Consider the following 17,719-nt stretch of genomic DNA (forward strand, 5'->3'; position numbering starts at 1 on the left):
TCAGACCTCGCCATTATGTTGGAGACGGGGATAAAGGCGCGGGCGCATGTGGCTGTATTCGGCGCCAAAAAGCGATTGCAGGCGCAGATATCCCAAAGAGACCGAGCCCGAGAGAACATGCGGGCGCGTGTCGTAATACCGGCCCCAATCGGTGTTGCCGCATTCAAGCAGGGCCGGGTCGGCGAGTGCATGACGCACCGGCGCCAACCCCATTTTCTGGAACCGTTTTTCAAGACTTGCGGTACCGGTTACGACCGCCTGTTTGAAGCCGCTATGATGCAAATAAGCCGAAAGGGCGGTGAACAGGAAGGATGACGCGCCTGATCCGTTTGATGCCAGATTGCCGATTTCAGCAATCTCGTGGCGGGGAATGCCCAGAATCGAATTGATCGGTCGGCGGAGATACTGTTCGAGAAACAGCGGACCATGCCCGGCGGATCGAAAACCAAGGGCCGCGACAATATCGCCGTGATCATCGCGCACACTCATCAGTGTGTCGTAATGAACCGATATTTTTGCCTCATAAGTGCGGGCATAGATGCCAGAGATAAAATCCTCGACCTCGGCGCGTTCGCGCGCCGTATTGGTCAGGATTGAAATGGCGCAAGCATGCGTCGGCACGCGGGACAGAAACCCGTTCTTCTGCAAACGAAGTCTGGCCGAGGGATTGCCGTTTTCGTTGTAATTAAGCTGCAGCATTCAGTGGACGCCTTTTGATACGTGAATAACGCATTCTGGCGTCGCAACCTGACAGCAAGCTGAAGAGCTGAAATCAACTTAAATCGAGGTGTTGGGCAGGGTCAGGATCGTTTGGAGGAGGGGCTTTGTGTCATTTCCACGCGGATCGGTTCATCGCTGCTGCGCAGGTGCAAATCGCGTTGCGGGAACGGGATTTCGATATTGTGTTCGATGAAGGCATCCCAGACATTGAGCAAAACTTCGCTGATGATATTGCCGCGTCCGTTTTGCGGGTCGTTGATCCAGAACCGGATTTCAAGATCGACCGAGTTATCCCCAAAACCGCGCATCAGGGTATTGGGCCCGGGATTGTCCTGCACGCGTGCGCATTTTGCCGCCGCCTCGTTACACAGCTTGATCGCAAGATGGGGATCGCAGTTATAGGAAATGCCGACCGGGACTTTCAGGCGCAGCTTGACGTCCGAGTGGCTCCAGTTTTCGACCTGATTGGTGATCAGGTCTTCGTTGGGGATCAGGAACTCTGTTCCGTCGCGGGTCCGAACGGCGGTATAGCGTGCGCCCAGTGACTGAATCCAGCCAAAGGTATCGCCAATTGCAATGACATCACCGGGCTTGATCGAGCGGTCGAGCAACAGGATCACGCCGCTTATCAGGTTGGCGAAAATGCGTTGCAGACCAAATCCAATCCCGACACCGACCGCACCACCAAATACGGCAAGTGCCGTCAGATCGACACCCATGGTCGAAAGCGCAAACAAAACGGCGATTGAGAGCAAGACAAGCTTAAGAAGCTTTGCCATCAGAACCTGCACCGACGGGGTCAGGTGATGGACCTTGCGGATGCGTTGTTCAAACAGGCGTGAGGCAAAGGATGCCACCCACAGCAAAACCGCAAGCGAGAGAACGGCTTTGATGATGCCATAGACCGAAATACGGAATTCGCCGAATTCAATCGCATGCCCGTCGAGTATTGCGATACTTGGTTCCAGCCATCCGACAATGTTGAGTGCTGCCAACGTCCAGGCGACGGTGGCAATGGTGCGTGACCAGACAGGATCATTCACAACGGCCGCGGCGAGACGAATGACAATCCATGCATTCAGAAGACTTGCCACCAACCGGATGATGTTATGGCGGTAGCCAGCCTGAATGGCGATGGCATCGAGCAGCCAGATGGCAGTGACAAAAATCAGCGGGAAGGCAAGACTGGGCAGCACCAACGCAAAGCGTCGAAACCCGGCATAGGGTAAAAGCGGCTTCCAGTCCTGCAAGCGTGCGAGAAGCGACGCCAGACGACCACGCAGCAAAAAGGCCAGGATGGTGGCAAGCAGGCAGGCAGCAATCTGGATCAGGATCGGGACCAGCAGGACATTTGCAGAGATCCAGGCGATTGCCTGTTCAAGCCATTGCAAATAGATGTCCGGATTGCTGAGCTGTTCCATATTGTCCCTGATGATAGGTTTCGTTCTTTGCGACAAAGCCCGTTAAAACAATATGGTAACACGGAACGGGATTAACAGGCACCTTTCAACGCAGGGCCTTTTGTATCGCCCAACCCCGAGTGCCAACGGACCAAGAAAAAAGCCGGCGAATGCCGGCTTTGGATGGATGGGTTAGCGCGCCTTGTAGGGGTGCTTTTCAGACCAGTCCTTGATGAACTCGACCAATTCATCATCGCGTTCTTCGGGCAGCTTGACCGTCAGGTGAACATATTGATCACCGCGTTTGTTGCCCCGGTCATAGGGCGCGCCCTTGCCGCGCAGGCGCAGTTTGGTGCCACTGTTGGCGTTGGCTGGCAGCTTCATATTGACCTTGCCATCGACAATCGGCACTTCGATGGAGCCACCCAGAATGGCCTCAGACAGGCTGATTGCCAGATCACAATGCAGGTCATTGCCTTCGCGTCGGAAGGTTTTATCCGGATGGACATGCAGCTTGATCAGCGCATCACCGGCCTCGCCACCATTCATGCCCGCCATACCCTGGCCTTTAAGACGGAGCGTCTGTTCGTTTTCGCTTCCGGGTGGAATGCGGACCTCAAGGCTTTTGCCGCTGGCAAGATTGATACGCTTGGTCGTGCCAAGGATGGCCTCAGCGAAATCAAGGCTCAGCTCATAGGAGATGTTCGGGCCTTTGACCTTTCTGGGTTTGCGTTCCCCGCCAAAGCCACCGAAACCGCCGCCGCCAGAACGTGCGCGTCCCTTGCCGAAAATTTCGTCAAAGATGTCCTCGGCATTGGCACCGGAAAAGCCGCCGAACGGATCACCGCCGCCAAAGCCGCCACCGGCATGTCCGCCGCCACGGGCAAACGGGCTGGTTTCGCGACCATCGGCGTCGATTTCACCATTGTCGAATTTCTTGCGGCGCTCCGCATCACCGAGAAGATGATAGGCGCTCGATACCTTTTTGAAGCGTTCTTCGATTTTGGCATCGCCCGGATTGACATCGGGGTGAAGTTCACGCGCCAGTTTGCGATAGGCCTTTTTGATTTCTTCCTGACTGGCGTTTTTGGCAACGCCAAGTGTCTTGTAGGGATCCTGCATTTACTGACCGGTTCCAGAAACTAAAAGCACGTTATGTGATTTGCACGTTGTGTTCATTATTAGATCATGCGCCGCAAAAGATGAACCATTTTGCCGCATCTGATCCGAAACAATGACATTAAGACGGGTTTGTCGCCCGAACCGATGACCAGATATGAAAAGGCGGCGCAGATCGCAAGGACCGCACCGCCTGTCATTTCAGATTTTTAGCAAGGCTTAGTTGACGACTTTCCAGCTGCCATCCGGCTGACGGCAGGCGGTGCCATAAGCCGTTTCTTCCTGACCACCGATCATCACCGTCTGCTGGTATTCGCGGCAATATTCCTGGGTTTTCGGTTCCTGATAGGTGCGGGTCGGGGTCACCGTACCCTGAACACCGGTATCGGGGTTGTTCCAAGTGGTGGTTTGACCAGTCGGGGTGGCTTCCAGCGTGCGCTGGGTGCTTTTTGCCATGATGGCGCGGTCGGCATTGTCAAGCGACTTGCCGACTTCGCTGCCGATGAAGGCACCAGCAAGCGTACCAAGCGCAACACCGACAAGCTGGCCACTGCCCTTGCCGAACTGTGCGCCTGCGACGGCACCACCGACGGCACCAAGAAGTGTGCCGGCCGTTTGCTTCTGACCCTGATCCTGGGCGCAGCCAGCGATAAAGGCGGTCATGACCACCGGGATAACGATCTGACGGAATTTCATGTTTAATTTGCCCATCTTGTCTTTACAGTCCCAACCGATATTCTTTGGGTATATATATTGATCCAACGTTGTTGCTGCCACCGTAGTTCCGAAATATGTCGTCCTGACGGCAACAAATTTAATCAGCCAAAGGAAATCCTTTCGCAATGAACGAGAAAAATGCGCCAAAAATTGGGCATGAACCCCACGATGCCCCGTTCGACATGTTCGAAACCTGGTTTGCGGACGCAAAAAAGGTCGAGACTGCCTATCCGGATGCGATGACGCTTGCGACTGCCGATGCGCAAGGTCGCCCGTCGGCGCGCATTGTGCTGCTTAAGGGTTTTGATCCGCGCGGATTTGTTTTCTATACCAACTATGAAAGCCGCAAGGGGGATCAACTGGCCGAGAACGGTTTTGCCGCCCTGTGTTTCCACTGGAAGACGCTTGAAAAGTGCGTGCGTATCGAGGGCAAGGTTGCCAAGGTCGATGCGGCCGAGTCAGATGAATATTTTGCATCCCGCCCGCGTGGCAGCCAGTTGGGGGCGTGGGCATCCATTCAGTCGCGCCCGATGAGTGGCCGGTTTGATCTTGAAAAACGGGTTGCGGAATTCACCGCCAAATTTGGTCTTGGCAAAGTGCCGCGTCCGGAACATTGGGGCGGTTATCGCCTTGTCCCGGACCGGATCGAGTTCTGGGCAGAGGGCAAATTCCGCCTGCATGACCGCAAGCTGTTTACCCGCGATGACGCCGATAGCGGCTGGGATACGCAAAAGCTGTTTCCGTAAGGAAGCCACGAGACTCCAGAACGCAAAAAACGCACAAGGGGATCAAGCCTTGTGCGTTTTTGTATTTTGGATCGGTGCACTTTAGACTGCGGGTTCTGGCGGACAGAAGGTGTCCTGCAGCACGGCGATGATTTTCATGATGTCAGGATTGGCCAGCGAGTAATAAATCGTTTGCGCATCGCGGCGGGTTTTCACAAGCCCTTCGCGGCGCAGGCGTGCAAGGTGCTGTGACAGGGCGGATTGTTTGATGCCCAGTTCATTTTCCAGCGTGCCAACGGATTTTTCCGTGTCGCCGAGAGAGCACAAAATAAGCAGACGCCACTCATTGCCGAGCGTTTTGAGAAATTCTGCAGCTTCACGTGCATTCTCGTGCAGTGCCGTATAGTCCATCCGCGAGTAACCCCGTTCTTAACTCTGCACACCAGGTCGCATTTTTGCTTTGAATGCCCGGTATCCTACCCAAGAGAATAATATCTCGATCTTTAAAGCGTCATCGTAATCGTTGGCATTCATGTTACAATCATTTTGTGCACGGTCGATTGAGAAAAACCGATCCGGCACCAACCACCGACACCAACAAAGTATAAGAATAATAATAACTTTCGCAAATTTTTGATCTTGAACAAAGAAAGCTGGGGCAAAAGACCTCAGACTGCTTGGCAGTAAAGGCATCATCAGTCGGTATTTCAGGCAGGTTCAATGACCTGTTCGACAGGCGGGAGTAGTTAACATGGCAATTCGCACCATTCTGGCACCGGTAGCAGGCACGGCAATCGACAAACGTGTGATGGCGACAGCCTTTAAGCTGGCCAAGTCATTCAACGCGCATCTTGAGGCGCTTTTTGTTGCGGCCGAACCACAAGACGCCATTCCGATTGTTGGCGAAGGCATGTCCGGCCTGATCATCGAAGAAATGATCCAGGCCGCCACCACCGAAACCGAAAAACGCGAAGCCAGCGGCAAGGCATCCTTTGCCGCCGCCGTTAAAGAGGCCGGCATTGAAGAGTCCAACACACCGAGCGCAGATGCCAAGCCGACCTGCGCCTGGCGCAAGGATAGCGGACGCGAAGACGAAACAGTGGCGCGGCGCGGGCGTCTGTTTGATCTGGTGGTGATTGGCCGGGATCCCAAGGAAGCCTCCGCATCGCTGACGTTTGATGCGGCCCTGATGGAAACCGGACGTCCGATCCTGGTGGCACCAGAAGTAACCCCGGCGACCATCGGTGAAAAAGTCATGATCGCCTGGAATGGCGGGATCGAGGCCGCGCGCGCGGTTACTTCCGCCATGCCGATGTTGCGCAATGCCAAGGAAGTCACGATTGTCAGTGTCGGCGAGGTTCCCTATGGCCGTGCATGCGCCAAGGCGTTGGCTGAACAGTTCAGCTGGCACGGAGTCGATGCGGCCGTGGTTGAGAGCACGGAAACCGGACAGGTTGCTAATACCTTGATTTCCGAGGCAGAAAAATGCGGTGCTGATACCATTGTTCTGGGGGCGTACAGCCATTCACGCTTCAAGGAGATGATCCTTGGCGGTGTGACGCAGGATATGTTGGCAAAATGTGCCTTGCCGCTTTGGATAATGCACTAAGCCAAGGGGCTGCTTAAGCGCCTGATATCGCGAAATTATATTACCTAACCGATGGTATATGACTGAAAAGGCGCATTTTTGATGCGCCTTTTTTTGTTGCGTTGCGGGATAAATAGGAACAGGGTTACAGAAATAAGAAAGTGACGAAACCCCGATGAACGAGGTGTTTCGCATTGTGGGAAATCAACGTCTGACAGGGGAAAACCCATGTTGTCATTGCGCGATATCATCGATTTCGCTTCGATGTCCGAAGACCTGGCACAGGAACTTAACAATCCGAATGTTGGTGTGCCTGATCTTGCTGCGTTGCTGTCTGGTCAAGCTGGCGGTGCGTTGCAGTCATGCAATGCGGCACCATGTGCCGCCAACGACGTTGACAGCGACTGATCATCTTATTCTCAATTTTGGACTGATTGGGCCAGACAGGCTGCATGCCTGCCCAAGCAGCCTATTTTGAAAACAGATCAATCTGGTTTGTTTTCTCATCCGCATCCGTATTCTGATCTGTTTTGGGACGATCCGACCTTTCTTCCTGCCATGACAGAACATGATCAGGAAGCGGACCCAGCATGTATCCCAGATCTTCGAACGCCATGTGCGGATCAAGCCAGGCCGCCAGATGGTTCGGGCCGATCACAGCCGGCATCCGGTTGTGAATATGGGCGATTGAGCCCGATGGCGCGCAGGTGATGATCGTGGCCTCACGACCGTTTTCGAGGCCCGCAAACAGAAACGGTTGATGATCGGGCAGGGTGATCCGGTTCTTGTGCTTTGCCGTGCCGTCCTTGCGCCATTCATACCAACCGCTTGCCGGGATCAGGCAGCGGCGGTTCAAAAGTGGTCGGAAGGTTGGCTTCTCGCTCAGGGTTTCGGCGCGCGCATTGATCATCGGGCTGTTCATGCCCGGGATGCTCAGCCCCCAATATCGAATGACGGCCTTTTGATGCGGCAGAATGACGGCAATCGGATCGGTCGGCCGACGCGTACCGGTCAGGCTGTCGAAGGCGGCGTCTTCGTCCTCGTCATCTGATCCGTTGCGACTGAACCCGTCGGGTAATGGCATGCGAATGATATCTTCCATTTCCAGGCCAAGCTGAACCTGAAAGGCGCGGATATCGCTGTTAAGATCAAAGCGGCTGCACATGGTCTTGCCCATCTTTACAATGGCCAAAACATAGCCTGTTTCGCATCCCTTGCCAAATGCCTGTAGGGCAGCCTATATCGCGACGGTGACTGCAGAAAAATCTTACAGTACAAGGCTTTTCCTTCGATGGCGGGGCCTGTGGTGCTATAAGAAAGTCAGCAAAATTCTGTTTGCCTGCGTATCTTGTGAAGTGAGTACACCAATGAGCAGCAATGCCCCGAAAACAGTCGTTCTGACAGGTGCCAGTCGTGGCATCGGCCATGTTACGGTTGGATATTTTGCCAAGCGCGGCTGGCGGGTGATTTGCTGTTCACGCGAAGCCCCGCCGCCAAGTTGCCCGCGCGATCCGGCATTGGGCATCCACATCCGTGCTGACCTGTCCAAACCGGCAGAGGTCGAAGCCTTTATCGCCGAGGCGAACGAAGTTCTGGGCGATGATCCGTTGCATGCCCTGATCAACAATGCCGGTGTGTCGCCAAAGACCCCCTATAAGGAGCGGCTTGGTTGTCTGAATGGTGATATTGCCGCCTGGCGTGATGTGTTTGAGCTGAACTTCTTTACGCCGCTTACACTTTCGCGCGGGTTTGCATCAGCACTGCATCGGGGCAAGGGGGCGATTTGCAACATTACCTCGATCGCGGGGCATTATGTCCATCCGTTTGCCGGGTCGGCCTATTCGACCTCAAAGGCAGCGCTTTCGGGCCTGACGCGTGAAATGGCCGTTGAGTTTGCCGAGCTTGGGGTGCGGGTCAATGCAGTGGCACCGGGCGAAATCAAGACTGATATGATTTCCCCGGAATATGAGGCGCTTGTGCCACGTATTCCGATGAACCGGATGGGCACGCCCGAAGACGTGGCGGCGGCGGTGCATTATCTGGTGGGGGATGACAGTACCTATGTCACCGGCACGGAAATCTTTGTCACCGGCGGGCAGCATCTGTACTGATCAGCCGATTGGGATTGGATGACTTCTTAGCTGTCAGCCTTGACGTAAAAGGCCGGATCGTATTCGACCAAACCCGCCGGGATTTCATCAACCAATGGGCGTGCCATGAAATATTCGTCGGGCACGCCTTCAAGTTTCAGATCGGGCAGGGGCGCAAAGCCAAACCGGCCATAATAATCCGGCTCGCCCAGCACGACACAGCCGTGGGCATCATCTGCGCGCAAATGGCGGATACCGCTTTGGATCAGCTCGGAGCCAATGCCCAAGCCTTGGCGATCCGGCGTGACCGCAACGGGGCCAAGGCCAAACCAACCACAGGCTTTGCCATCGATCTTCACCGGTGAAAACGCGATGCAGCCAACAATTTCATCGTCCTGTTCCGCGATCAGGGAAAGGGTGAGTTGACCACTTTTTCGGAGCGCATCGACGATCAAATGTTCGGTCTGCTGACTGTGGGGTGCAGTTGCGAAGGCACCATCCAGCAACGCGTGAATCGCCGCGATATCTTTTTCGGTTTCTTCACGTATCAACATTTTCCGTCCCTGCCTGTGACGTTGGACCTGCTTCCTGCGGGTTCAGACCATAATGCATTAAGTCTGGTTCACTTTGTTTGAAATTGGCGTGTCGCTTGGCAAGGCACAGCATGCAGGACGATGCGGCGCATCGTTCAAGTGTTGTAACGTCGCCAAAGGCCGCCAACTTCAAACCCTTCGGGCCGGGACATGGTTTTGCCGCTCAGCGTCAAGGCTCTTGACCGTAGCCCCGCTACGCTCGGCGAACCTTTCCTTGCTCGACAAAACCATGCCTCCGGCAAAGTGCATCAGAGTTAATGCATTATGGTCTACATCACGACTATAACGGGAAAACGGTTTACGCTGAAAGGCTTTTAAGCCAGTCGCGTTTTTGCTCCAGGCGTTTGACTTCCATTTCAAGCCAACTGGTGAAGTTTTCGGCCTCGTTTGCGTGCTCGTCCCGCAGGGCCAGGACGCGTTCGAGATCAAGTTCGCAGACGTCTTGCAGGATTTCGATCTGTTCGGTGCGGATGTCATGATCAAGCAGATGCAGGAACCGCATCTTGAGCGCCATGATCAGGCGCGAAAGCTCGCCCGATGTATCGCGGACATTGCCCTGCATTAGTTCGATGAACTTCTTGTGCCCGGCATCGGTCAGGCTCAGTTGCGCGTCAGACAACCCGCCGCTTGAGGTATCTTCCTTGACCAGGCCTTCAAGCTTGAGCAGCTGAAGCGAACTTCCCATCATATCCAAGGACGGCCCCATGATGTGCGACATGAAATGGCGCACCTCGTTGGCCAGATCGCCATAGCTGATCGGCTTTTCGGAAAGGGCAAGGGTGCCAAGTGCGCACAGGCGGAGACATTCTTTGGGGAGCAAGGTTTTATCCGAATACATGGGCGGTCCCTGTTTGATGACAGGTCCGACATTAAGGCGAACGGTTCTTAATTGCAAACTATAGCTCTATGCACACTAGATATATTGTGATGGTAAGGAACTGCAAGGCCTTCGCTGCTAGTTGGCAAGCTGATACAAGCGGTTTCCTCGGGCACTAAGAGATGTTGTAAGTGTTCCGTTTCGAACCATTTCACTAAGTGTTGTTCGGAGAGCTAGTGAATTCGTCGTCGCTAATTCTTCGTAACCGTGTTGTTTGCCTGCTACCCGTTGCAGACGCAGGGCTGAGATTGGCTTGTTGTTGGAGAAATCCAAATAATTGATAATCAGCTTCGAAATTCTGTCATGAGAGAACATATGCTGCCAACCGGCGGGATCATCATTTTCTTTGAGACTGTGTTCAATATATTCAAACCGTTCCTCAATTCCGAGAATTACCTCGTTCGCTTCTTCAGTTTGTTCTTCAAGCATTTCACGAAACTCTACAGGCCCAATTTTTGTGAAAATTGAACTGAGACGTTCGTGATTTGCATTGATAAGAAGTGCGCAAACTGCCGACAATATAAGGAAGTATGGTATTCCTAGCTCAGCGGGAGCAGGCATCTGCTCATAATTGAAAGCGAAATACACCACGTATGTTACAGAGCCAAAGAAAATGAGTGCGCTTAGCAGATTTACTAAACGCAAAACACCTTTAGAATAGAGGTTGCCGCTGTTTTCGTTCATCCTTGATCACTTAAATCTGGAATTGCCTCAGGCGACCTTGGAAATGCCCAGTTTGCTCCAGACCGACAGGAGCGAGTCGATCAAGTGATCGACCAATTCGTCATTATGCAGCGGGCCCGGCGTAAAGCGCAGGCGTTCGGTGCCGCGCGGGACGGTTGGATAGTTGATCGGCTGGACATAGATGTCATGTTCGAACAACAGACGGTCGCTGGCTTCCTTGCACATGGCGGGATCGCCCACCATCAGGGGAACGATATGACTTGGCGCGTCCATGACCGGAAGGTCGACCGCGCGCATGCGTGCACGCAGGGTATCGGCGCGTTCCTTCTGGGCGAGGCGTTCGACATTGCTTTCTTTCAGATGACGCACGGCTGCCAGCGCACCCGCCGCGATGCTTGGCGGATGGGAACTGGTAAAGATAAAGCCATTGCCGAAGCTGCGCACGAAATCGACGATTTCAGGCTTGGCTGCGATATAGCCACCAATCACGCCAAAGGCCTTGGCAAGGGTGCCCTGAATGATGTCGACGCGGTGCATGACGCCATCACGTTCGGCAACACCGCCGCCGCGCGGGCCATACATGCCAACCGCATGAACTTCGTCCAGATAGGAAAGCGCGTTGTATTTTTCGCAAAGATCAAGGATCTGGCTGATCGGCGCGATATCGCCATCCATCGAATAGACAGACTCGAACGCGACGATCTTGGCGCGCTGCGGCCCGAGATCCTTGAGGATTTCCTCAAGATGGGCGACGTCGTTATGTTTCCAGATGCGGCGCTCTGCCTTGGAGTGGCGCATGCCTTCGATCATGGAATTGTGGTTTTCGGAGTCGGAAATGATCACGCAATCCGGGAGCTTCGATCCCAGCGTTGACAGCGTGGTCCAGTTCGCGACATAGCCCGAGGTCATCAGAAGGGCGGCTTCCTTGCCATGCAGGTCGGCGAGCTCCCGCTCAAGCGCGACATGCAGATGGTTGGAACCGGAAATATTGCGCGTGCCACCCGCACCGCCACCCTGACCGGTGATGGCGTTTTGCATGGCTTCAAGCACCTTGGGGTGTTGGCCCATGCCAAGATAATCGTTCGAGCACCATACGGTGATTTCACGCGGGGCTTCGCCGTTATCGGGGTGATAAAGCGCCTTGGGGAATTTTCCGACAATACGTTCGAGATTGGCGAATACACGATAGCGGCCCTCAGCCTTGAGGCCGGACAGCGCATCTTTGAAGAAGGTGTTGTAATTCATACTTGTTTCTTTCGCCTGTCTCTTTGCAGTGTCACGGACTTTGTATCTGGTCGTGGCATCACAAAGCTCTGGTCTCGTCCAGATCAGCGACCTGATTCTGGACATATCCTCCGGTTCGACCGGGTCTTTATGGTTCCCTTATCAACCATGACGGCGGATACGGCATTGACCCTTGTCAAAAATTAAAGCGATTCCAGTCTTGTTTGGAACCATCAGATCAGAGAAGGCGATCCATCTCTCTTGTGTCGATCTCTTTTCGGAGCAAGCTCCGTTTTGTCTTAAGACCCAATTTGGCCTCGTTGGCGTCATTTGGCAAGGATTCGAACAGCTTTTGCGCCACAATTAAATCGTTTTCATCCATCGGAAAAATCAATCATGACAGAAATTACATATGATTTTCAATATGTATTAATGTTGATGATCAGATAAATTTGCGGGTAAATTTTGGATTTGATGGCGGAGCTAAAAACGGATTGCTTGATTTTTCCGTGGCTAGACAAGGGATTAGTCTGTGTGCGGCTGCTTGTTAGCAAGCTTGCAATCGGCATAGCCAATAAAAAACCGGCCGAAAGTTCCAGCCGGTTTTTGGGAATGCGAAATGTTGTTGCCTAGTGTGACATCAGGACAGGAACGGTCATGTGACGCAGAAGGTGCTGGGTGACGCCACCAAGCATCAGTTCACGCAGGCGCGGACGGCCATAGGCGCCGCACACCATCAGGTCGATGCTTTCATCGGCTGCGCGCGACAGAATTAGATCGCCAACACTGATGCCGGATGCGTTCATGCTTTCTTTCTTGGCATTCACGCCATGGCATTTCAGGCGTTCGCCAATATCGACACCCGGAACCGGCATGGTATCGCGGGCACCCTTGTTCGGGTCGGCACAGAGAACCAGAACGGATTTTGCGGCCTCGAGGAACGGCATGCTGTCATTCATCGCGCGCACGGCCTCGCGATAGGGCTTCCAGGCGACCATGACGCGATCACCGATGGTATCAAACTTGCCGACATAGGGCACAAGCAGAACCGGCGCGCCTGCGGTCAGGATGACTTTGTCCGGCATTTCCGAAACAGAGCACGGATCGGAACTTTCCGGGTCGTGCTGGCCAAGAACCGTCAGATCATGATGGCGGGCATACATTGCGGTGGTGTCGGCAATTTCGGACGCCGGGCAGGAGGTTTCTTGCCAACTGAAAGCAACACCGGCCGCGTTGCAGGTTTCTTCAAACTGGGTGCGTGCAGCCTTTGCGGTTTCCGCCATCGCAGATCGCTGCTGATTGATGATTTCCTCGGTGATCTGGACTTCCATGAAGCGCGGAATTTCAGGATAGGGCAGCAGGAAAAGACCGGTAAGGTGCGCGTCCTGCGCCTTGGCAACTTTCAACGCAACAGAAAGGCGTTCCTTGCAGGCAGCTGAGGTGTCGATATGAACAAGAATATCCCGATACATGATCCGATCTCCATTCGGTAGGTGGCGTGGGGCTGACCCGAAATCTGTCAAATTGCCCTTGGCCTTAATGTCTGTGGCTACCCTATCGTCGTCTCGGTATGGTTTCTTTGCTCTATCTCAAATTAAATTATTCCAAGTTGTAATTTCGGGCCAAGTATCACCCGTCCGCACCCGGTTCGGTCATCGGGATGGTTTTTTCCATGGTCGGAATGTCGCCGCCAGCCGGAACGCCTGTGGTGGCAGGGGGCGTGACGGGGGCAGGTGTCATCGGTGCGCTGTCGTTCATCGCGGGCATGGCGGGCATCGCCGGATCATCGGTCGGGACACTGTTTGGCATCTGCATTGTGTCGCCTGACATCATCGAAAGCGTCTTGTGCAGTTGCTGTGACAGGGTGCTCCAATTGGTTTGAAGCGTGGTGCAGGCCGCGGCATCGCCGGATTGAACGCAGCGCTGCGCCATCCGATCAAGAATGCCCAGCGCAATACGGGCTTCGTCGATCTGCTTTTGGCGCATTTCATCCATCGCCTTGCGATTGGGATCGTCCATCATGACCAGATTATCATTTCCCCCCGCAGACGTAGCCCCCTGCATGGTGGCCGGGGATGATACCGGGCGGGTATTCTGGGCCGGTGCACCCCACGGGGTAACGATGGTGTCGGAACTGTTGGACATCGTGACCGGTTCTTCGACCGGGGCCATGCACCCCGACAGGGCAAGGCCCAGTCCGATTGCGGGCAGGCATTTGGCAATCTTGCGCATCGACATGCGTTGTTCCTCCGACCGGTGGCGGGCGCGCCTTGGTCACGTCAGTTTGTTGTCCCGAACTCTGCCACAGTCGCTGCTATGACTTTGCTTTTGCTTGCGAACATATTGAACGTCGTTACGGAGTCTGTCCAGTCCGGGCAAGTGCGTGGCCAAGGAACGCAATCAGACGGTAATATCGAGCCTCCGTCACATTCACCGTTCTTTGCCCGGCGACAGCCGCGGTTCGTCCTTTAATGATTTGGCGATCCATCGCATGGTTTCGCGGATCCGCGAAATGTTGCGCAGATCAGGATGGGTTAAAACCCAAAGCTTGTTTGCCGGTATTTCCGGCAACGGCGCAAGCAACCGCAAACCCGGAAGGGCAAGGTCGGATGGCAAACAGGCCAGACCGCATCCGGCGCGCACCAGATGCGCCATCGCGATCAGATCATCGGTTTGCTGTTTATGCGGCGTGCGGCGGTTCGCATCGAGCCATTTATAAGGTGCGTAGCTTGCCAGCGTTCCGGACGCGCCGATGAAGGGTTCCGCCAGCAGGTCATCAAGCTTTGCGGGCTGATATTTTTCTGCGGCACCATAGATGCCCCATTCCAGTGTGCGGATTTCCTTGCCAACAAGATGTTCGGGTGGGTTGGCCGCAACCCGAACGGCAATATCGGCATATCGCTGCGTCATATTGAATTCGAGGTTGCTGGCAAGCAGTTCGATCTGAATGTCGGGCCATTGGTCCTGAAACCGGGCAAGATGGTCTGGCAGAAAGAAATAGGAAAAGCTGGTTGGTGCGGTGATGCGTACCAAACCGGCCGGAGCGGCATCTATCCCCGCAATGGTGGTGTTGATGACATCAAAGCTGTTCATGATCTGACGGGCGGGAACAAGCATTTCTGTCCCGGCATCGGTCAGGCTGTACTGGCCGCGTATGCGATCAAAAAGCCGGGTGCCTGCCTGTTCTTCAAGCGCATGAATATGGCGAAACACCGTGGTGTTGCTGACCCGGATTTTCTGCGCGGCCAATTCAAGCGACCCTGTTTCCGCGATGGCGAGAAACGACTTGATATAGTTCCAGTCCAATCGGTGCTCCGTTTCAAATTTGCAATCAGATACTACAAAATTGCCTATGTATTGCAAAATTGAAATTCCTTACGGTGACGGTATCAAGGAATTCACCTTCATATGTCAGGAAAGAAAACATGATCGGATACACATCACTCGGCACCAATGACCTATCGCGTTCGGGCGCGTTTTATGACGCATTGCTTGCCGATTTTGGGGCGCAACGCGTCTTTGAACAGCCGGACTTTATCGTCTGGAGTGCTGGCGAAAGCAGCCCGGCATTTTCGGTGCATGTTCCGTTTGACGGGAATGCGGCAACGGTTGGAAACGGCACGATGATCGCCCTTTCCGCCGCGTCACGTGACCAAGTCGATGCGCTTTATAAAAAGGCGATCTCGCTTGGTGCATCGTCGGAAGGTGAGCCGGGGCAGCGCCATGAAAATGGGTTTTACGCGGCTTACTTCCGCGATCTCGATGGTAACAAACTCAACATCCATCATATGGGCTAAGGCGATGATTGGTTGTGATGCGGCGCGGGAGTGGGGCTGATGTCATCATATCATTTGATTGGTCATCGGCTTTGCCCCTATGTCCAGCGTGTGGCGATGGTTCTGTCGCAAAATGGCATTGCCCATAAACGCACCGACATTGCCCTTGATGCCAAGCCGGACTGGTTTCTGGCACTGAGTCCGACGGGAAACGTTCCTGTTCTGGTGGTTGATGATGAGCGGACCTTGTTTGAGGCCGCAGCCATCTGCCAGTACCTTGAGACAATTACGGGTAAAAAACCGTGTGGGGCGGATGCCTATGACCTTGCCTTGGCGCAGGCGGTGGTTGCGATAGGGGATAAGTTATTATCCCTTACCGCGGATCTGATTTATCGCGATCTGTCTGAAAGCAGCGTCGATGCGACGATGCATCAGATCCACAAACAGATGTCGATTGTGTCGGATCTGATATCGCCACAGGCCCTGGACGCGGACAGAGAGCTTTCGATGCTTGATATCGTTTTTGCGACGGTTTTTCGGCCGTTTGCCCTGATCGCGGTCGGGCTCAACCGGGATCTGTTTGCCGGCTTTCCCGGGTTGCGTGGCTGGGCAAGCGATTTGGCCAAGCACGAGACGGTCCGAAACGCAGTGCCCGCCACCTATTATCGGGAACTGCACGAATTCATCGCGTGCAAGGACGGATATCTGGCAAACCGTTTACGCATGATACCGCAAGACAACATCATGCTTGCATCACCAAGTCGGTGATGTGATTGCGCCGTGAGCCGCCAAAAAGGCATAACAAAAACGCCCGCCGAATCTATCGTGCGGGCGTTTTTCGTGTTTGGGATCCGTTGGATCAGTCGTGCTTGCCGCCATTGGCCTTTGACCAGCCGATCGGGTCGTTCAGGAAGGAGCGCACACCTTCGATAGCATCCTTGCTGAAATATTCGCCTTCTTCGGCAACGGCGAGGACATCGGCCCAGGTCGCAAGATAATGCATTTCGATGTCGTCCTTGCGCAGTTCATCAAGCGCGCCTTCGAAGATGTCATAGAAGAAGACGACAAATGCATGTTTGCACTCGGCACCGGCTTCGCGGATGGCGTTGACGAAGTTGACCTTTGATGCGCCGTCGGTGGCAAGGTCTTCGACCAGAAGAACGCGCTGTCCCTCGTGGATGTCGCCTTCGATGCGCGCCTTGCGGCCAAAGCCCTTGGGCTTTTTGCGCACATACTGCATCGGCAGGTCAAGCGCATCGGCGAGCCATGCGGAATAGGGAATACCAGCCGTTTCACCACCAGCAACCGCGTCAAAGGCCTCGTAGCCAGCCGCATCGGATACCTGACGGGCGGCGAGTTCAATGACCTTGCGGCGGGCGCGCGGGAAGGAAATCAGTTTGCGGCAATCGATGTAAACCGGGCTGGCCCAGCCGGATGTCAGGATATAGGCCTCTTCCGGGCGGAAATTCACAGCCCCGATATCCAGCAAAATCTTGGCGACAGTTTTGGCAGCATAGGTGCAATGCGCGGTCGGCTTTTCAGTGGTCATGGCGGCTATACCTTCTCCGGATCGACTATTTGCGGACCTCTTAGCGCTTTTGACCGAAAAGCGCAAAGAAAAGCCGCTGACCATTTGGTCAGGTTTCTTTGCGGTTTCTGTTGCCCGAGCAAGGGGATGCAAGTGGGGTTCTGTTGTCATTATGATGATACATAATGCACCAGTAGTGATATCTGAGATATCATAATTGAAGTTATAAGGTGAATTTGTTACATCTGGAGTTTGATGATCTGCCTGTTGGAAGGGTGACTTGATGATTACAGCCGGACAGATGCGGGCCGCGCGGGCCCTTTTGGGAATTGACCAGAAAATGCTGGCAGAAATGTCAGGCGTCTCGGTTCCGACCATTCAGCGCATGGAAGCCAGTCAGGGCAATGTACGAGGAGTCGTAGATACCCTTTCAAAGGTGGTTGAGGCGCTTGACCGTGCCGGTATCGAGCTTATTGGCGAACAGGCTCCGAGTATGGGGGCTGGTCGGGGTGTTCGGCTGAAGGAAGCGGAAACCCGACATTCGGGTAACGGTTAGCGTGCAGTCAAAAATGCCGGTTCGTGCAGTCGCCAAATTTGGTGACGGCTGATCGGTAAGAGCCTGTATCATCCCGGCCCGGCCGGGGAATTGATGTGTGCAATCACCCAATGAGGGTGCCA

At 54.3% G+C, this 17,719-nt stretch carries 21 protein-coding genes; 7 read left to right on the forward strand and 14 right to left on the reverse strand.

The window, feature by feature from the left end:
- From DY252_RS09585 to DY252_RS09600, 4 genes are all read right to left on the reverse strand, one after another.
- Nucleotides 1-699, reverse strand: a complete 699-nt coding sequence (locus DY252_RS09585) for a thermostable hemolysin (protein WP_064790078.1) — start codon at nt 697-699, stop codon at nt 1-3.
- Nucleotides 700-800: 101 nt separating this feature from the next.
- Nucleotides 801-2,141, reverse strand: a complete 1,341-nt coding sequence (locus tag DY252_RS09590) for a mechanosensitive ion channel family protein (RefSeq protein WP_064790079.1) — start codon at nt 2,139-2,141, stop codon at nt 801-803.
- 171 nt (nt 2,142-2,312) lie between these two features.
- Nucleotides 2,313-3,242, reverse strand: a complete 930-nt coding sequence (locus DY252_RS09595) for a DnaJ C-terminal domain-containing protein (RefSeq protein WP_064790080.1) — start codon at nt 3,240-3,242, stop codon at nt 2,313-2,315.
- 216 nt (nt 3,243-3,458) lie between these two features.
- Entirely contained in the window at nt 3,459-3,935 is a 477-nt protein-coding gene (locus DY252_RS09600) for an RT0821/Lpp0805 family surface protein (protein ID WP_008891306.1), read from the reverse strand.
- 146 nt (nt 3,936-4,081) lie between these two features.
- Between DY252_RS09600 and pdxH the strand changes: the two genes are divergently transcribed.
- A complete protein-coding gene (pdxH, locus tag DY252_RS09605; protein WP_008891307.1) occupies nt 4,082-4,702 on the forward strand; it encodes a pyridoxamine 5'-phosphate oxidase in 621 nt (206 codons plus the stop codon).
- A gap of 81 nt (nt 4,703-4,783) precedes the next feature.
- On the opposite strand, the gene DY252_RS09610 is transcribed toward pdxH, so the two are convergent.
- Complete coding sequence (locus tag DY252_RS09610) at nt 4,784-5,092, reverse strand: ArsR/SmtB family transcription factor (protein WP_008891308.1); 309 nt, start codon at nt 5,090-5,092, stop codon at nt 4,784-4,786.
- A 340-nt stretch (nt 5,093-5,432) separates the two neighbouring features.
- On the opposite strand from DY252_RS09610, the gene DY252_RS09615 reads away from it, so the two are divergent.
- Together DY252_RS09615 and DY252_RS09620 are read left to right on the forward strand one after the other, a co-directional pair.
- Entirely contained in the window at nt 5,433-6,290 is an 858-nt protein-coding gene (locus DY252_RS09615; RefSeq protein WP_064790082.1) for a universal stress protein, read from the forward strand.
- A gap of 207 nt (nt 6,291-6,497) precedes the next feature.
- Nucleotides 6,498-6,677: a hypothetical protein gene (locus tag DY252_RS09620; RefSeq protein WP_063087136.1), complete on the forward strand. Its 180-nt coding sequence runs from the start codon at nt 6,498-6,500 to the stop codon at nt 6,675-6,677.
- 61 nt (nt 6,678-6,738) lie between these two features.
- On the opposite strand, the gene DY252_RS09625 is transcribed toward DY252_RS09620, so the two are convergent.
- Nucleotides 6,739-7,461 (reverse strand): SOS response-associated peptidase, encoded by a 723-nt coding sequence (locus DY252_RS09625; protein WP_231959804.1) that lies wholly within the window; start codon nt 7,459-7,461, stop codon nt 6,739-6,741.
- 175 nt (nt 7,462-7,636) lie between these two features.
- Between DY252_RS09625 and DY252_RS09630 the strand changes: the two genes are divergently transcribed.
- Complete coding sequence (locus DY252_RS09630) at nt 7,637-8,380, forward strand: SDR family NAD(P)-dependent oxidoreductase (RefSeq protein ID WP_008891311.1); 744 nt, start codon at nt 7,637-7,639, stop codon at nt 8,378-8,380.
- A 26-nt stretch (nt 8,381-8,406) separates the two neighbouring features.
- On the opposite strand, the gene DY252_RS09635 is transcribed toward DY252_RS09630, so the two are convergent.
- The 7 genes from DY252_RS09635 to DY252_RS09665 form a co-directional block, all read right to left on the reverse strand.
- Nucleotides 8,407-8,913: a GNAT family N-acetyltransferase gene (locus tag DY252_RS09635; RefSeq protein ID WP_064790083.1), complete on the reverse strand. Its 507-nt coding sequence runs from the start codon at nt 8,911-8,913 to the stop codon at nt 8,407-8,409.
- A gap of 337 nt (nt 8,914-9,250) precedes the next feature.
- Nucleotides 9,251-9,790: a hypothetical protein gene (locus DY252_RS09640; RefSeq protein ID WP_008891313.1), complete on the reverse strand. Its 540-nt coding sequence runs from the start codon at nt 9,788-9,790 to the stop codon at nt 9,251-9,253.
- A gap of 117 nt (nt 9,791-9,907) precedes the next feature.
- Nucleotides 9,908-10,513 carry a hypothetical protein gene (locus DY252_RS09645; RefSeq protein WP_064790084.1) on the reverse strand — a complete coding sequence of 202 codons (606 nt, stop codon included), beginning with the start codon at nt 10,511-10,513 and terminating at the stop codon, nt 9,908-9,910.
- Nucleotides 10,514-10,540: 27 nt separating this feature from the next.
- Entirely contained in the window at nt 10,541-11,758 is a 1,218-nt protein-coding gene (hemA, locus tag DY252_RS09650; protein ID WP_063087138.1) for a 5-aminolevulinate synthase, read from the reverse strand.
- A gap of 608 nt (nt 11,759-12,366) precedes the next feature.
- The gene (locus DY252_RS09655; RefSeq protein ID WP_063087139.1) at nt 12,367-13,209 is read right to left on the reverse strand and encodes a universal stress protein; all 843 of its coding nucleotides are present in this window, start codon (nt 13,207-13,209) and stop codon (nt 12,367-12,369) included.
- A 157-nt stretch (nt 13,210-13,366) separates the two neighbouring features.
- Nucleotides 13,367-13,975, reverse strand: coding sequence for a hypothetical protein (locus tag DY252_RS09660; protein ID WP_064790085.1), 609 nt, complete (start codon nt 13,973-13,975; stop codon nt 13,367-13,369).
- 192 nt (nt 13,976-14,167) lie between these two features.
- Nucleotides 14,168-15,043: a LysR family transcriptional regulator gene (locus tag DY252_RS09665; protein ID WP_064790086.1), complete on the reverse strand. Its 876-nt coding sequence runs from the start codon at nt 15,041-15,043 to the stop codon at nt 14,168-14,170.
- Nucleotides 15,044-15,162: 119 nt separating this feature from the next.
- Here DY252_RS09665 and DY252_RS09670 point away from each other — a divergent pair, with 119 nt between their 5' ends.
- Together DY252_RS09670 and DY252_RS09675 are read left to right on the forward strand one after the other, a co-directional pair.
- A complete protein-coding gene (locus DY252_RS09670) occupies nt 15,163-15,534 on the forward strand; it encodes a VOC family protein (RefSeq protein WP_064790087.1) in 372 nt (123 codons plus the stop codon).
- 39 nt (nt 15,535-15,573) lie between these two features.
- Complete coding sequence (locus tag DY252_RS09675; RefSeq protein WP_064790088.1) at nt 15,574-16,281, forward strand: glutathione S-transferase family protein; 708 nt, start codon at nt 15,574-15,576, stop codon at nt 16,279-16,281.
- 91 nt (nt 16,282-16,372) lie between these two features.
- Here the strand turns inward: DY252_RS09675 and DY252_RS09680 are convergent, their stop codons facing one another.
- Nucleotides 16,373-17,062 (reverse strand): orotate phosphoribosyltransferase, encoded by a 690-nt coding sequence (locus DY252_RS09680; protein ID WP_044828964.1) that lies wholly within the window; start codon nt 17,060-17,062, stop codon nt 16,373-16,375.
- Nucleotides 17,063-17,324: 262 nt separating this feature from the next.
- Between DY252_RS09680 and DY252_RS09685 the strand changes: the two genes are divergently transcribed.
- Entirely contained in the window at nt 17,325-17,597 is a 273-nt protein-coding gene (locus DY252_RS09685) for a helix-turn-helix domain-containing protein (protein WP_064790089.1), read from the forward strand.
- The last annotated feature ends 122 nt before the right edge of the window (nt 17,598-17,719 follow it).

The sequence above is a fragment of the Thalassospira indica genome, assembly GCF_003403095.1.
Classification (GTDB): Bacteria; Pseudomonadota; Alphaproteobacteria; order Rhodospirillales; family Thalassospiraceae; genus Thalassospira; species Thalassospira indica.

Excerpts from the sequence above, each read along its gene's own strand:
- DY252_RS09620 (WP_063087136.1), top strand. The coding sequence starts at position 6,498 with ATGTTGTCATTGCGCGATATCATCGATTTCGCTTCGATGTCCGAAGAC.
- DY252_RS09660 (WP_064790085.1), bottom strand. The coding sequence starts at position 13,975 with ATGTCGATGCGCAAGATTGCCAAATGCCTGCCCGCAATCGGACTGGGC.
- DY252_RS09680 (WP_044828964.1), bottom strand. The coding sequence starts at position 17,062 with ATGACCACTGAAAAGCCGACCGCGCATTGCACCTATGCTGCCAAAACT.
- DY252_RS09600 (WP_008891306.1), bottom strand. The coding sequence starts at position 3,935 with ATGAAATTCCGTCAGATCGTTATCCCGGTGGTCATGACCGCCTTTATC.
- DY252_RS09670 (WP_064790087.1), top strand. The coding sequence starts at position 15,163 with ATGATCGGATACACATCACTCGGCACCAATGACCTATCGCGTTCGGGC.
- DY252_RS09685 (WP_064790089.1), top strand. The coding sequence starts at position 17,325 with ATGATTACAGCCGGACAGATGCGGGCCGCGCGGGCCCTTTTGGGAATT.
- DY252_RS09630 (WP_008891311.1), top strand. The coding sequence starts at position 7,637 with ATGAGCAGCAATGCCCCGAAAACAGTCGTTCTGACAGGTGCCAGTCGT.
- pdxH (WP_008891307.1), top strand. The coding sequence starts at position 4,082 with ATGAACGAGAAAAATGCGCCAAAAATTGGGCATGAACCCCACGATGCC.
- DY252_RS09645 (WP_064790084.1), bottom strand. The coding sequence starts at position 10,513 with ATGAACGAAAACAGCGGCAACCTCTATTCTAAAGGTGTTTTGCGTTTA.
- DY252_RS09615 (WP_064790082.1), top strand. The coding sequence starts at position 5,433 with ATGGCAATTCGCACCATTCTGGCACCGGTAGCAGGCACGGCAATCGAC.
- DY252_RS09595 (WP_064790080.1), bottom strand. The coding sequence starts at position 3,242 with ATGCAGGATCCCTACAAGACACTTGGCGTTGCCAAAAACGCCAGTCAG.
- DY252_RS09675 (WP_064790088.1), top strand. The coding sequence starts at position 15,574 with ATGTCATCATATCATTTGATTGGTCATCGGCTTTGCCCCTATGTCCAG.
- DY252_RS09590 (WP_064790079.1), bottom strand. The coding sequence starts at position 2,141 with ATGGAACAGCTCAGCAATCCGGACATCTATTTGCAATGGCTTGAACAG.
- DY252_RS09635 (WP_064790083.1), bottom strand. The coding sequence starts at position 8,913 with ATGTTGATACGTGAAGAAACCGAAAAAGATATCGCGGCGATTCACGCG.
- DY252_RS09610 (WP_008891308.1), bottom strand. The coding sequence starts at position 5,092 with ATGGACTATACGGCACTGCACGAGAATGCACGTGAAGCTGCAGAATTT.
- DY252_RS09585 (WP_064790078.1), bottom strand. The coding sequence starts at position 699 with ATGCTGCAGCTTAATTACAACGAAAACGGCAATCCCTCGGCCAGACTT.
- hemA (WP_063087138.1), bottom strand. The coding sequence starts at position 11,758 with ATGAATTACAACACCTTCTTCAAAGATGCGCTGTCCGGCCTCAAGGCT.
- DY252_RS09655 (WP_063087139.1), bottom strand. The coding sequence starts at position 13,209 with ATGTATCGGGATATTCTTGTTCATATCGACACCTCAGCTGCCTGCAAG.
- DY252_RS09640 (WP_008891313.1), bottom strand. The coding sequence starts at position 9,790 with ATGTATTCGGATAAAACCTTGCTCCCCAAAGAATGTCTCCGCCTGTGC.